Source organism: Bombilactobacillus sp. ESL1094, from assembly GCF_058107425.1.
On sequence record NZ_JBYLUM010000001.1, the window covers coordinates 1,323,548 to 1,337,339 of the forward strand.

11 protein-coding genes are annotated in these 13,792 nt (G+C 40.8%); all 11 read left to right on the forward strand.

The features are described from left to right. Nucleotides 1–54 precede the first annotated feature (54 nt). The 11 genes from AC3B5S_RS06285 to AC3B5S_RS06335 all read left to right on the forward strand — a co-directional run bounded on the left by AC3B5S_RS06285 (nt 55) and on the right by AC3B5S_RS06335 (nt 13,763). Nucleotides 55–696 (forward strand): glycoside hydrolase family 73 protein, encoded by a 642-nt coding sequence (locus AC3B5S_RS06285; RefSeq protein ID WP_489758203.1) that lies wholly within the window; start codon nt 55–57, stop codon nt 694–696. A gap of 65 nt (nt 697–761) precedes the next feature. Beyond that, a complete protein-coding gene (locus tag AC3B5S_RS06290) occupies nt 762–1,337 on the forward strand; it encodes a xanthine phosphoribosyltransferase (RefSeq protein ID WP_489758204.1) in 576 nt (191 codons plus the stop codon). 13 nt (nt 1,338–1,350) lie between these two features. Then, on the forward strand, nt 1,351–2,466 hold the full coding sequence (locus tag AC3B5S_RS06295) for an ATP-grasp domain-containing protein (RefSeq protein WP_489790209.1): 1,116 nt from the start codon (nt 1,351–1,353) through the stop codon (nt 2,464–2,466). A 42-nt stretch (nt 2,467–2,508) separates the two neighbouring features. Next, complete coding sequence (purB, locus tag AC3B5S_RS06300; RefSeq protein ID WP_489790210.1) at nt 2,509–3,807, forward strand: adenylosuccinate lyase; 1,299 nt, start codon at nt 2,509–2,511, stop codon at nt 3,805–3,807. A 335-nt stretch (nt 3,808–4,142) separates the two neighbouring features. Then, nucleotides 4,143–6,389 carry a DNA helicase PcrA gene (pcrA, locus tag AC3B5S_RS06305; protein ID WP_489790211.1) on the forward strand — a complete coding sequence of 749 codons (2,247 nt, stop codon included), beginning with the start codon at nt 4,143–4,145 and terminating at the stop codon, nt 6,387–6,389. Nucleotide 6,390: 1 nt separating this feature from the next. After that, the gene (gene ligA / locus AC3B5S_RS06310; RefSeq protein WP_489769576.1) at nt 6,391–8,391 is read left to right on the forward strand and encodes an NAD-dependent DNA ligase LigA; all 2,001 of its coding nucleotides are present in this window, start codon (nt 6,391–6,393) and stop codon (nt 8,389–8,391) included. Nucleotides 8,392–8,393: 2 nt separating this feature from the next. Beyond that, nucleotides 8,394–9,542: a CamS family sex pheromone protein gene (locus AC3B5S_RS06315; RefSeq protein WP_489758209.1), complete on the forward strand. Its 1,149-nt coding sequence runs from the start codon at nt 8,394–8,396 to the stop codon at nt 9,540–9,542. A 49-nt stretch (nt 9,543–9,591) separates the two neighbouring features. Next, complete coding sequence (gene gatC / locus AC3B5S_RS06320; RefSeq protein WP_489758210.1) at nt 9,592–9,888, forward strand: Asp-tRNA(Asn)/Glu-tRNA(Gln) amidotransferase subunit GatC; 297 nt, start codon at nt 9,592–9,594, stop codon at nt 9,886–9,888. Between the two features lies 1 nt (nt 9,889). Continuing rightward, a complete protein-coding gene (gatA, locus tag AC3B5S_RS06325) occupies nt 9,890–11,332 on the forward strand; it encodes an Asp-tRNA(Asn)/Glu-tRNA(Gln) amidotransferase subunit GatA (protein ID WP_489758211.1) in 1,443 nt (480 codons plus the stop codon). Beyond that, on the forward strand, nt 11,332–12,762 hold the full coding sequence (gene gatB / locus AC3B5S_RS06330; protein WP_489790212.1) for an Asp-tRNA(Asn)/Glu-tRNA(Gln) amidotransferase subunit GatB: 1,431 nt from the start codon (nt 11,332–11,334) through the stop codon (nt 12,760–12,762). Before gatA ends, gatB begins: the two co-directional genes overlap by 1 nt. Before the next feature lie 11 nt (nt 12,763–12,773). After that, nucleotides 12,774–13,763, forward strand: coding sequence for a diacylglycerol kinase family lipid kinase (locus tag AC3B5S_RS06335; protein ID WP_489758213.1), 990 nt, complete (start codon nt 12,774–12,776; stop codon nt 13,761–13,763). Nucleotides 13,764–13,792 lie beyond the last annotated feature (29 nt).

Genomic DNA, 13,792 nt, shown 5'->3' on the forward strand with positions numbered 1-13,792 from the left:
TTTTTTTTACATAAATCTTGGGTGCATGTTATCATAATTATGAGAAAGATATCGGTGAAAAATTTGGCAAAAAGGCGTAGCCGGGCAACTCAGCAAAATAATTTTGCGAATGGCTTGGTGGCAATTTTAATCTTAGGTTGTGGATTTGTTTTAGCGGTCATAATGATTAATCATTGGCGACAAGAAGTTGTGAACTCGCAGCCGAATATTCAAGTACAGAATCAATTTCGGCAAAAACAGCAATTTATTAAAAAGTTAGCGCCAGCGGCTGTTAAATACGGGCAACAGTATCATGTATTACCAAGCGTGACGTTGGCCCAAGCCGTTTTGGAAAGTAATTGGGGTCAAAGTAGTTTGGCTAGTGATTATCACAATTTGTTTGGCGTGAAAGATGACAATCCCCAAGAGTCGCAAGAATTACAAACTCAAGAGTACCAAAATGGACAGTGGGTCACAGTGACCGCCCGTTTTAAGGTTTATACTAATTTTGAAGCATCCATTGCCGATCATGATGCATTGTTGGCAAACGGTACTACTTGGAATAAGCAGCAGTACCAGCACGTACTAGCGGCTGACAACTATGTCGAGGCGGCGCGAAGTTTGCAAAAAGATGGTTATGCTACAGATCCAGATTATGCTAAAAAACTAATCAAAATTATTCAGACTTATAATTTAGATGAATATGATACCAAATAAATTAAAGTATTTCACTAATGCAGTGATAATGGTAATCTTAAAGTAAAGCTTAGGGAGGCACCACAATGCGTGAACTAGAAGAACGAATCAAGCAGGATGGTCGAGTTTTAGGCCAAGATGTGCTCAAAGTTGACAGTTTCTTAAATCATCAAATTGATCCGCTGTTAATGCAAAAAATGGGTCAGGCTTTTTATCAGCATTTTCAAAAATTGCCGATTACCAAAATTTTAACTGTTGAATCTTCGGGAATTGCGCCCGCCGTTTTAACGGGCGTTGCTTTTCAAAAGCCAGTGGTTTTTGCTCGGAAGCATCGTTCTATTACAATGAGTTCGGATTTATATGTTGCGGATGTTTACTCCTTTACTAAAAAAGAAACTAATCAAATTAGTATTGCTAAAAAGTTTTTGACTGCTCAAGATCACGTTTTAATTGTGGATGATTTTTTGGCTAATGGACAAGCAGTTTCCGGCTTGACCACGATTATTCAACAAGCAGGGGCGACGTTAGAAGGAATTGGGATTGTCATTGAAAAGACTTTCCAAAAAGGGCGGCAGCTGATTGATGAACAGCAGATTCCGATTCTGTCCTTAGCTAGAATCAGTGGTTTTGAGAACGGAAAGGTAATTTTTGCAGAAGAATGAGGCAGAATTAAGCATGGAATTTATGGAACCGAACAGTAAATTAGGAATTATTCATGGTGGTAGTAGTGATCAACAATTGGCCATTCAAGCGCAAAATATGGGCTTTCAGGTGACAGTTTTGACTGACCGGCCGAAGCAATGGACCAATGTTGTTAGTAAATTAATCGTGGGTGATTACCACAACTTAGAATTGTTAGAACGCTTGTTTCAAGCTGTGGATTTAGTTTTATATAATGATAGTCAGATCGAATTACCTGATCCGCAACAATTAGCCCAGCCGGAAAAATTAGTTCAAGGTACTGAAATTCTTGATTTGATGCAAGATCGTTATTTAGAACGGTGCTTTTTGAACGAACATAATTTGAATATTACTCCGTATGTCACGGTTGTGAATAAAGCTGACTTACAAATGGCTGTTTCAGAAATTGGGTTTCCATGTCTTTTAAAACCGATTCAACGCGCGGTGGATCCTGATTTTCAAGAAACATTTTATAATCAAGCACAAATTGACAATTATCAATTGCCACAAGGCTCCTTTATTTTGGAATCATTGGTCGATATTCATCAAGAAGTCTTTGCCATGGTTACGAAAGATTACACGGGCGACATTAAAACTTATCCGTTGATCAAGGTTACACGCCCGCAAGGCTTGAAAACGGCTTTAGTTACGAAAATTGATGAAGTCGCTTTGAAACAAGAAGTGCAAGAAATTGCCCAAACCATTGGCAGTCATTTGCATTATCAAGGCTTGTTTGCGATTAAATTGTGTACTACCCAATCGGGAATGCTCTATGTTGAACGGTTATATCCGGGAACCGTGTTTTCCGCGCAAATTTTTGCAGCGGTGACGCAAACCTCTCAGGAAGAATTGTTAATCCGCAGTTTGTGTAATTGGCCCCTGCCTAACTTAACCCCCTGGATGAATGGCTGTGAGTTACAGGTGACTAAACAGCATTTGTCCACAGCGGTGGCTTTGATTCAGCAACATCCACAATGGCAATTAAAATTTAATCATCGTGACTATTCGTCTGCCACAGACCAAACAGAAGTTGGAACTTTAGTGGTTTTTGCGGAAAATGAACAACAATTACTCAATTATGTGAACGCCACAGAGTTGTGGCAGATTTAAAAATAGCGGTAGCTTTACAGTTAAGGGATAAAGGAGAAGTTCATGGTTATCAAACGGTATCAGAATCCAGCAATGGCCCAAATTTGGAGTGAGCAAAATAAATATCAGGCGTGGTTAGAAGTGGAGATTGCCGTTGACCGAGCTTGGAATCGTCTCGGAAAAATTCCGGATGCTGATTTAGCTGCCATTGAACACAACGCTAGCTTTCAAGTAGCAGATATTATCGCAATGGAAAAAATTACGAAGCATGATGTGGTAGCTTTCACACGGACTGTTTCCAAAAGCTTAGGTCCAGAAAAAAAGTGGATTCACTTTGGAGTTACTTCGACAGATGTCGTCGATACAGCGTATGGCTATTTGTTAAAACAAGCTAATACTTTGTTGCGCCAAGACTTAGTGGAGTTGTTACACGTAGTGGCTCAAAAGGCGCAACAATATAAAACGGCGGTGATGATGGGCCGGACTCATGGTGTTCATGCTGAACCCACCACCTTTGGCTTAATATTGGCCAATTGGTATTCAGAATTAAAACGCGATTTACAACGGTTTGATCATGCTGCTCAAGGTGTTCAAGCCGGGAAGATCAGTGGTGCGGTAGGGACCTTTGCTAACGTGCCTCCCGAAGTCGAACAAATGGTGTGTGCCCAGTTAGGTTTGACAGCGCAGGAAATTTCTACACAAGTGTTACCGCGTGATTTGCATGCTGAATATATCATGACATTGGCTTTGATTGGGGCTTCCTTAGAACGTTTTGCCTTAGAAATTAGACACTTACAACGCACTGAAGTGCGCGAAGTCGAGGAGCATTTTGCGCCAGGACAAAAAGGTTCCTCAGCGATGCCTCATAAGCGTAATCCGATTGGTTCAGAAAATATTACGGGTTTAGCGCGTGTTTTAAAAGGACATGTGTTTACCGCACTAGAAGATATTGAATTGTGGCATGAGCGGGATATCTCGCACAGCTCAGCGGAACGGATTATTTTGCCAGATTCCACGGAAATTTTGGACTATATGTTACAACGTTTTACTAAAATTTTAAGCAATTTAACCGTTTTTGAAGATAAAATGGCTGCTGATTTAAATGTTACGCATGGCTTGATTTATTCACAACGTGTGTTGTTGAAGTTAATTGATGCGGGGTTAAGTCGGGAGCAAGCCTATGATTTGGTGCAACCCAAGACGGCTCAAGTTTGGGAAGAGCACGTGGACTTTCGGTCGTTACTAGAAGCTGATGAGCAAATTATGCAGTATTTGAGTCCCGCTGATTTAGATGAAGCCTTTGATTATCACTGGCATTTAAAACATATTGATGAAATTTTTACCCGGGTGGGCTTAAACTAGAGTGATGTTTGACAAAGCTGACTTGTTTGAAAATAAAAAATAATAAATCAAGGTTGGGGTCAATCAGCTTAATGATTGTATGTGATCATTAAGCTGATTGAATTGAAAAAGCCAGCAGTTCAGTTCAGCTTGAACTGTCAGCTGACTTTTAGCCCAACCTCTTTGTTTGGCATTAACAGCTGCAGAAGATGCTAAATATTGGGAGTTAGACGCACTGAAAAATTGGTGGATAATTTTTGCGATTGTATGATAGATATTCTTTTCGTGTGGCTGGATTGTCCGCGGGAGTTTGCTATAATTGAGACTGTAATTTAGAAAAGAAAAGGAAGAATTTAATGTCAGAAACAGCTATTTTACAGGGACTAAACGATAAACAAAAACAGGCAACAACGACAACAAATGGTCCCTTGTTGGTTTTGGCTGGAGCTGGTAGTGGTAAAACGCGAGTTTTGACACACCGGATTGCTTATTTAATCGAAGAACAAGAGGTTTTGCCGTGGCACATTTTGGCGATTACGTTTACCAATAAAGCTGCGCGTGAAATGCAAGAACGGGTTCAAAAATTGTTAGGTGAACATGCACAGGGAGTTTGGGTCTCGACCTTTCATTCGATGTGTGTGCGAATTTTGCGCCGTGAGGCAGAAGCAATTGGCTATAGTCGCGCTTTTACAATTACGGGTTCATCAGAGCAATTAACTTTGGTGAAGCAAATTTTAAAGCAGTTAAATCTTGATCCCAAAAAATATGATCCGCGGGCTTTATTGAGTGTGATTAGTGGTGCCAAAAATGAGTTACTAACGCCTAAAACTTATGCTCAACAAGCTAATAGTCCGTTTGAAAAAGTTGCTGCCCAAGTTTATGAACAATATCAGGCGCGCTTACAAGATAATCAAAGTATGGATTTTGATGACTTGATTATGCAGACGACGATTTTATTTGAGCAAAATCCGCAAATTTTAGATTCTTATCAAGAAAAGTTTCATTACATTCACGTGGATGAATATCAGGATACGAATGATGCTCAGTATCGCTTAGTTAGTCTGTTAGCAGCCAAATACCAAAACATTTGTGTCGTGGGTGATGGCGATCAGAGTATCTATGGTTGGCGCGGTGCTAACATGGATAATATTTTGAATTTTGAACAGGATTATCCTCAAGCACAAACAATCTTATTGGAACAAAATTACCGCTCGACCAAAGTGATACTACAAGCAGCTAATGACGTGATTGCCAATAATAATAATCGGCAACCGAAGAAATTATGGACAGATAATCCGCAGGGTGAAAAAATTGCTTATTATCGTGCTGCTTCCGAACGGGATGAAGCGTTATATGTAATTGACCAAATTGTCAAATTACGCCAGGCGGGAGCCTATCAGTTAAAGCAAATGGCCATTTTGTACCGGACTAATGCACAATCGCGAATTTTCGAAGATCAATTGTTGAAGGCGAACCTACCGTACAAAATTATTGGTGGGCACAAATTCTATGATCGCAAAGAAATTCGGGATGTTTTAGCCTACCTACAATTGGTTGCTAATCCTAAAGATTCCTTAAGTTTTCAACGAGTAATTAATGAACCTAAACGCGGGATTGGACAGGGTTCCTTGGCGAAGTTGCAGCAAGCTGCCGATCAAAAACAAATTAGTTTGTTAGAAGCAGCTTTCAATGCTGATACCATTACAGGCTTATCAGGTAAAGTTAAACTCAACCTGCAAAACTTTGCGCAGATGATCCACAAGTTGCAACAACCCAAGGCTTATGCCAACATGACTGATTTAATGCAAGCGGTACTTGAACAAAGTGGCTATGTGGCTAACTTAGAGCGGCAAGATAGTCTTGAGGCCCAAACGCGTTTAGAAAATATTCAAGAATTATTAACGGTGACACAAGATTTTGATCAAAATTATGAGCCAGAGGATGAAGCAGCTGATTTTCTGGTCGATTTTTTAGCAGAATTAGCGTTAGTGAGCAGTGAAGATACGGAAGCTGACCAAAGTGATCAGCTGACGTTGTTAACATTACACGCGGCAAAAGGTTTGGAATTTCCAGTAGTCTTTTTAGTGGGCATGGAAGAAGGAATTTTTCCTTTAAGTCGCTCACTGAATGATGCTGAGCAATTGGAAGAGGAACGGCGGTTGGCTTATGTCGGCATTACCCGGGCACAGGAACGACTATATTTGACTAGTGCCTGGTCCAGAATGTTATATGGTCGTACCCAGAGTAATCCTCAATCGCGATTCGTTGACGAAATTACTCCTGATTTATTAGAACAAAAAGCTGTGCAGCCACAAGCTAATACGACGCAATACCCGTTTGATCAACGTCGTTCTATTCGTCGACCACGTAAACCTCAACAACACCCACAGGCTCCGAGTGTGGCGAATCAAAGTGCTGCTGGTCAAGTACATTGGCAAATTGGTCAACAGGTGCAGCATAAAGCTTGGGGCATTGGGACGATTGTAAAAGTTACGGGACAAGGAGAAAGCGCCGAGTTAGATATTGCCTTTGAACAACCGACCGGCATTAAACGCTTATTGGCTGAGTTTGCCCCGATTAAAAAAGTTGAGTCAGGAGAATGATATGGATCAATCTACAGCTCAAGAGCAATTAACTAAGTTACGCACACAACTGAATCAGGAGCGGGCAGCTTACTATACTAAAGATGCCCCCTTAGTTGAAGATTATGTTTATGATCAACAATATGAACAATTATTACAATTAGAACAGCAGTTTCCCCAATTAGTAACGCCAGATTCTCCTAGTCAATTGGTCGGTGATGCTGTTTTACCAGAATTTTCAAAAGTTAATCATGCCATTCCGATGTTATCAATGGGTGATGTTTTTTCGTTTGAAGAGCTGCAAACTTTTAATAATCGTTTAAAAATGGCTTTAGGTCATCCTGTAGATTATTGTGTGGAGTTAAAGATTGATGGCTTGGCGTTATCACTGCGCTATGAACAAGGAAAATTAGTCCAAGCTTCCACCCGTGGTGATGGTCAAGTAGGTGAAGACGTGACTGCTAACGTGCGAACAATTAGTGATATTCCACAGACTTTAGCTCAGCCTTTGGATCTGGAAGTTCGTGGTGAATGTTACATGTCCAAGGCTGCTTTTCAACAATTAAATCAAAAACGTGATCAAAACGGTGCCAGTGCTTTTGCCAATCCGCGCAATGCTGCTGCGGGTAGCTTACGGCAATTGGATGCGCAAGTCACGAAACAACGGCAATTAAGCACTTTTATCTACACTTTGATGCAACCGCAAGCTTTAGCTGTGAATAATCAAGCCCAAGCTTTGACGACAATGCAAGATTTGGGTTTTCAAACGAATCCTGACCATTTTGTCAGTCATGATTTAGAAGGTGTGCAAGATTTTATTGCTAAATACCAAGAATTACGGACTGATTTACCCTATGGCATTGACGGAGTAGTTTTAAAAGTCAATGATCTCCAAGCCCAAGCAACTCTGGGTAATACGGTCAAAGTTCCACGGTGGGAAATTGCTTATAAATTTCCCCCCGAGCAAGCTAAAACGCGGATTAATGAGATTGTCTGGACTGTGGGGCGGACAGGTGTGGTGACACCGACTGCTGTGATGGATCCTGTACAATTGGCGGGCACGACAGTGGCGCGGGCCACGTTGCATAATCCAGATTTAATTAAACAAAAAGATATTCGCTTGCATGACGTGGTATTGCTTCATAAAGCGGGGGACATTATTCCCGAAGTTTCGCAAGTTTTGGTTGATCAGCGTTCTCGTGATAGTCAACCATACGTCATTCCACAACAATGTCCTTCTTGTCAATCACAACTGGTGCATCTGGAAGAAGAAGTAGCTTTACGTTGCATTAATCCGATGTGTCCGGCGCAGGTGCAAGAGGGCTTAACTCATTTTGCATCACGGAATGCCATGGACATTACAGGTTTAGGCCCGAAAATTATCCAACAGCTGTGGCAAAAACACTTAGTACGTGATGTCGCTGATTTGTACCGGCTAACAGCCAGTGACTTGACGGAAATTCCGGGTTTTAAAGATAAATCCATTCATAATTTGTTAACAGCTATTGACCGCTCGAAAGCTAATTCCTTAGAACGCTTATTATATGGTTTAGGGATTCGCCATGTTGGTGCGAAAGCAGCGTTATTATTAGCACAAAATTTTCAAACTTTAACCGCGTTGATGGCTGCTTCCAAAGAGCAAATTGCGCAGATTGCAACTTTAGGGGAGATTATTGCGGACAGTGTGACTGTTTATTTCCAAAATCCGAAAGTGCAACAACTAGTTACAGAATTAGCCAAGTTACAAGTCAATTTAACTTATCAAACTGCTGGTGCTTCAAGTGATAATACCATCTTTAATGGTAAAACAATTGTCTTGACGGGCTCTTTGCAACACTATACGCGGGCGCAATTGACGACACAACTAGAACATTTGGGAGCGCATGTTACTAGTTCCGTTTCCAAAAAAACCGATATTTTAATTGCTGGTGCAAAAGCGGGTAGTAAATTAACAAAGGCTCGGCAATTAGGAGTAGCTATTTGGGATGAAAGCCAATTACAACAACAACTTGAGGAAGTGTAAATATGCCAAAAAATAAGATTGCGGGGATTATTACTGTCGTTTTGACAACGTTATTATTAGCTGGTTGTGGTAACTTAAATAATTCCACTTTGTCTTCACATAGTAATGAAAAAAGCAGTAAGATGACGACTACCGGGGCTTCGAAAACCGGACAATATAGTACCTTACTGAACAATGGCAAGTATCATACCAGCCCGATTACGGGTTTAACGGCTGATAGCGATAGTGATAATGATGGTAATCAAGCAGCCTTTGAAAGTGGCCTACTGGATATTTCGAAGAAGGAATTTTCTACTGACCGTTATTCTTTTCAAGAAGGTAAAATTATTTCAGCCAAAATGGCCCAGAATTGGTTAGATCGTAAATCAGCCAAAAATCCGACGGGATTAAATCCGGAAGATAATGGTTCACTAGAGCCCGATAAGCGCAATCCTATTTATCTGCAGCAATTATTGGAACAGGATTTTTATACACAAAATGATAAAAGTTATACTTTATCCGGTGTGACAATTGGCTTGGCAATGAATGATGTCGATTATTATACTAAGGAAAAGTATGGCGCTCAGTTTGAAACGAAAATTACCCCGGAACAGCGTTTGGCGCAGGGGAAGAAAATGGCTGATGAGATTGTTACGCGCTTACGCCAAAAAGCTAGTTTAAAAAATGTGCCTATTACAGTTGGTTTGTATAAACAAAATGTGAATGACTCGCTAGTCGGAGGGACTTTCTTTAGTTATGGTGTGAGTCAGCCGAAGCAAAAGCAAGTTGCTGACTGGAAAGCTATTAAACAACAAAATCAAGTTTGGCCGGTGGTTAATGATGAATCACCAATTAATAGTAGTGATGCCGATAGCTTCTCTAACTTTAAGAACCATGTGCAAAGTTATTTCCCTAATTTAAGTGGGGTAACTGCGCAAGCTCATTACCAGGATGGTTCTTTACAAGGATTAGCTATTACAATTACGACTCAATTCTACGGTGTGGCACAGATCAATAGTTTCACGCAATTTGTCCAAGATTCAGCTAATCGATATTTACCACAACAACCAGCCGTAGAAATTAAAATTCAAACCGTTCAGGATTTGCAGTCGTTGTTAACAAAAGATTATAATAGTAAACAGTATAGCAGTCATGTTTTGACTTCTTATTAAAGTTAGAGAGCTCATTTATTAAATATTGTGTTTATGAAGGGATGATTTAATGCTTGATAAAGAATTAGTGCGCCATGTGGCTGACTTATCAAAGTTAGAATTTGATGATGCCAGTTTAGAACATTTTACGGTGCAGTTAGACGACATTATTCGAATGGAAGATGAATTAAGTCAAGTGGACACGGCAGGAGTTGCGCCAACGACGCATATTGCACGGCAAGAGAGTACTTTTCGACTTGATGAGCCTCAAGAAGGTCCGGGTCGCGACACACTTTTAAAAAATGTTCCAGAACAAGAGAGTGGCTTTATTAAAGTGCCATCAATGTTAAATCAGGGGGACAAGTAACGTGAATTATTTTGATGAAACAATTGCGACGCTCCATCAAAAACTGGCTACGAAACAAATTAGTAGTCAAGAGTTAGTACAAGCAACTTTAGAAAATATCCAGGCACTGAATCCACAGTTGAATTCCTTTATTACTGTCAATGACGCTGCAGCCCAATTGGCACCAGTAGCGGTGGGTCCTGATGAAACCTTAAAGGGAATTCCGTTGGCCATTAAGGATAATATTTTAACTAAGGGCATGACCACGACTGCTGCTAGTAAAATTTTAAATAATTTTGTGCCAACTTATGATGCCACGGTGACGCAAAAAGCGTTTGAGGCTGGTTTAATTAATATTGGTAAAACCAATATGGATGAATTTGCGATGGGTTCTTCCAGTGAAACATCTTATTTTGGACCCGTTAAAAATGCTTGGAATACGCAAAAGGTTCCCGGCGGTTCTTCTGGTGGTTCGGCCTCGGCAGTGGCTTCAGGTCAAGTTATTGCTGCTTTAGGAACTGATACTGGTGGTTCCGTGCGCCAGCCGGCTTCCTTTAATGGTGTTTTTGGAATTAAACCGACTTATGGTCGCGTTTCGCGTTGGGGCGTGATTGCCTTTAGTTCAAGTTTGGATCAAGTGGGCGTTTTGTCACGCCACGTGGCTGACTCAGCTCAAGTTTTACAAGCGATCAGTGGTTTTGATCAACATGATAATACAAGTACCCAACAACCAGTGCCTGATTGGAACATTCAAGCTGATGTGCGTGGCTTAAAAGTTGCCGTTCCCGAAGAGTTTATGGGTGAAGGTGTCGATGAACAAGTCAAAGCGCAAGTTGAACGGGGCATTCGCATTTTAGAACAAAATGGTGCCACGATTGATACCGTCCAATTACCACATGCGCAATATGCGGTGCAAGTTTATTATATTATTGCATCAAGTGAAGCTTCTTCTAACTTACAACGCTATGATGGCATTCGGTATGGTTATCGAGCACAAGATGTTCATAACCTGGATGATGTTTACGTTAAGTCACGTAGTGAAGGTTTTGGTGATGAAGTTAAGCGCCGGATTATGTTAGGTAGTTTTGCTTTATCAGCTGGGTACTATGATGCTTACTTTAATAAGGCGGCACAGGTGCGGACATTAATTATGGATGATTTTAATAAAGTCTTTCAAGATTATGATTTAATCGTGGGACCGACCGCACCAACAACAGCCTTTGATTTAGGGAGTCGGATTGAAGATCCAGTAGTTATGTACATGAACGATATTTTGACTATTCCGGCCAACTTAGCTGGTTTACCAGCAGCTTCAGTGCCAGTGGGCTTAGCTGAAGGAATGCCAGTGGGCTTACAGATGATTGCCAAGCCTTTTGCAGAACAAACTATTTTTAATGCTGCCCAAGTTGTCGAAGATGAATCAGCATTTTTACAGCAACGTCCACAGTTAGGAGGCAATAATTAATGAATTTTGAAACGACAATTGGCCTAGAAGTGCACGTGGAACTCAAAACAAAATCCAAGATGTTTAGTCCCGCCCCTGTTTCCTATGGTGCTAGTCCCAATACGATGACTAATGTGATTGATTTTGGGATGCCGGGAACCTTGCCGACCGTTAATCAAAATGCTTACCGTCTAGGAGTTATGGTTGCTCTAGCTTTGAATGCGGAAGTTGAACACCATACGCATTTTGATCGGAAGAATTACTTTTATCCAGATAATCCCAAAGCTTATCAAATTACGCAAAAAGAAAAACCGTTGGCTCATGATGGCTGGATTGAAATTGAAGTTAATGGACACAAGAAAAAAATTGGTATTGAAGAAATGCATGTTGAAGAAGATGCTGGTAAAAATACCCATGCGGATGATGGTTACTCGTATGTTGACTTGAATCGGCAAGGTACACCATTAATTGAAATTGTGTCCAAGCCTGATATTGCTTCACCAGAAGAGGCTTATGCTTATTTAGAAAAATTGCGGCAAATTGTCCAATTTACTGGTGCTTCAGATGTCAAAATGGAAGAAGGCTCCATGCGGGTGGATACTAATATTTCTATTCGCCCCATTGGCTCAGATAAATTAGGCCAAAAAGTTGAATTAAAGAACTTAAACTCGTTTAGACATGTGTTAAATGGTTTAGCTTTTGAAACCAAGCGGCAATCCGAGATTTTAATGGCAGGGGGTTCAGTGGCGCAGGAAACGCGGCGTTACGATGAGGCCACAGCTTCAACGATTTTGATGCGGGTCAAGGAAGGCTCCGATGATTATCGTTATTTCCCAGAACCAGATTTGCCAGATTATCATATTACTAGTGAATGGATTGAACAAATTAAACAAGCCATTCCAGAAATGCCTGATAAAAGACGGCAACGCTATATTGACGAATTGGGCATTCCAGAATACGATGCGGGTGTTCTAACAGATACCAAAGAAATGTCAGATTTCTTTGATCAAACCGTCGCTTTAGGTGCTGATGCCAAGCAAGTTTCTAATTGGTTGATGGTCAATGTCAATGCTTATTTGAACGAAAACGATTTGGATTTGGCGCAAACGAAGTTGACACCGCAAAACTTAGCGACAATGATTAATTTAGTTAAAGATGGCACGATTTCTTCGAAAATTGCGAAGAAAGTTTTTGCAGAAACGATTGCTAACGGAACTGAACCGAAGGCGTTCGTTGAGGCTAAGGGAATGGTTCAAGAATCTGATCCTAACGTGTTGACACCAATTATTAATCAAATTTTGGATGATAATGAACAATCAATCGTTGATTTTAAAAATGGTAAAGATCGGGCTATCGGCTTTCTAGTTGGTCAGATTATGAAACAAACGCGTGGTAAGGCTAACCCTAAGATGGTGAACCAAATTTTAAATGCAGAAATCAAAAAACGCTAAGAGGTTAATGAATGAAAGCTCGGTTGATTTATAATCCAACCTCGGGAAATGAAACAATTTTAAAAAGTGTTGCGGGCATTTTAAATGTGTTGGAAGAAGCGGGGTATGAAGCGAGTGCTTTTCAAACGACGCCAGAACCGTTATCTGCCCAAAAAGAAGCCCAGCGGGCAGCTTTAGCAGGGTTTGATTTAATTGTGGCTGCTGGGGGCGATGGAACCTTAAACGAAGTGGTGAACGGCATTTCACCATTAGATAAGCGCCCGCCCATGGCAGTGATTCCTGGTGGGACAACGAATGATTATGCGCGGGCTTTGAAAATTCCCCGCAATGATCCCGTAGCTGCGGCCCGCGTCATTTTAAAAAAGCAATTATTGCCAATGGATATTGGCAAAGCAGGCGACCACTATTTTATGAATATTGCTGGTGGAGGCTCCATCTCGGAAGTGACTTATGAAGTACCGTCAGAATATAAGTCCATTTTGGGGTATTTAGCTTACTTAGTTAAAGGCGCTGAGATGTTGCCCCGAATCAAACCAATTAACATGCATATTGAGTATGACGATGGCGTCTATGATGGTGATGTGACACTGTTCTTATCGGGATTGACGAATTCCGTTGGTGGCTTTGAGCAAGTTGCTCCCGATGCAGAATTGGGTGATGGTAAGGCATCTTTGTTAATTGTTAAAGGCGCCAATATTGCCGAAATTCTAGTGTTAATTGCCAAAGCTTTGAATGGCGGTAAGCATATTGATGATCCAAAGATTATTTATACTAAAACCAAAAAGCTTTTTGTTCGCCCCAATGATGATCAGCGGATTATGATTAATTTGGATGGCGAATATGGTGGTGACGCACCGATGGAGATCAAGGTTTTACGGCACCATATTCAAATTTTTGCCGATATTGATGCCATCCCGGATCACTCGTTAAATACAGAAACGCCTGATGAAAAGCAAGCTGAAGAACAGTTTGTTCAAGGTGTTAATTCATTAAAAGAATAACTATTAAAGTTGTCTCGAAGTTGTTAGAC

Excerpts from the sequence above, each read along its gene's own strand:
- gatB (WP_489790212.1), top strand. The coding sequence starts at position 11,332 with ATGAATTTTGAAACGACAATTGGCCTAGAAGTGCACGTGGAACTCAAA.
- pcrA (WP_489790211.1), top strand. The coding sequence starts at position 4,143 with ATGTCAGAAACAGCTATTTTACAGGGACTAAACGATAAACAAAAACAG.
- AC3B5S_RS06290 (WP_489758204.1), top strand. The coding sequence starts at position 762 with ATGCGTGAACTAGAAGAACGAATCAAGCAGGATGGTCGAGTTTTAGGC.
- AC3B5S_RS06335 (WP_489758213.1), top strand. The coding sequence starts at position 12,774 with ATGAAAGCTCGGTTGATTTATAATCCAACCTCGGGAAATGAAACAATT.
- AC3B5S_RS06315 (WP_489758209.1), top strand. The coding sequence starts at position 8,394 with ATGCCAAAAAATAAGATTGCGGGGATTATTACTGTCGTTTTGACAACG.
- AC3B5S_RS06295 (WP_489790209.1), top strand. The coding sequence starts at position 1,351 with ATGGAATTTATGGAACCGAACAGTAAATTAGGAATTATTCATGGTGGT.
- ligA (WP_489769576.1), top strand. The coding sequence starts at position 6,391 with ATGGATCAATCTACAGCTCAAGAGCAATTAACTAAGTTACGCACACAA.
- purB (WP_489790210.1), top strand. The coding sequence starts at position 2,509 with ATGGTTATCAAACGGTATCAGAATCCAGCAATGGCCCAAATTTGGAGT.
- gatC (WP_489758210.1), top strand. The coding sequence starts at position 9,592 with ATGCTTGATAAAGAATTAGTGCGCCATGTGGCTGACTTATCAAAGTTA.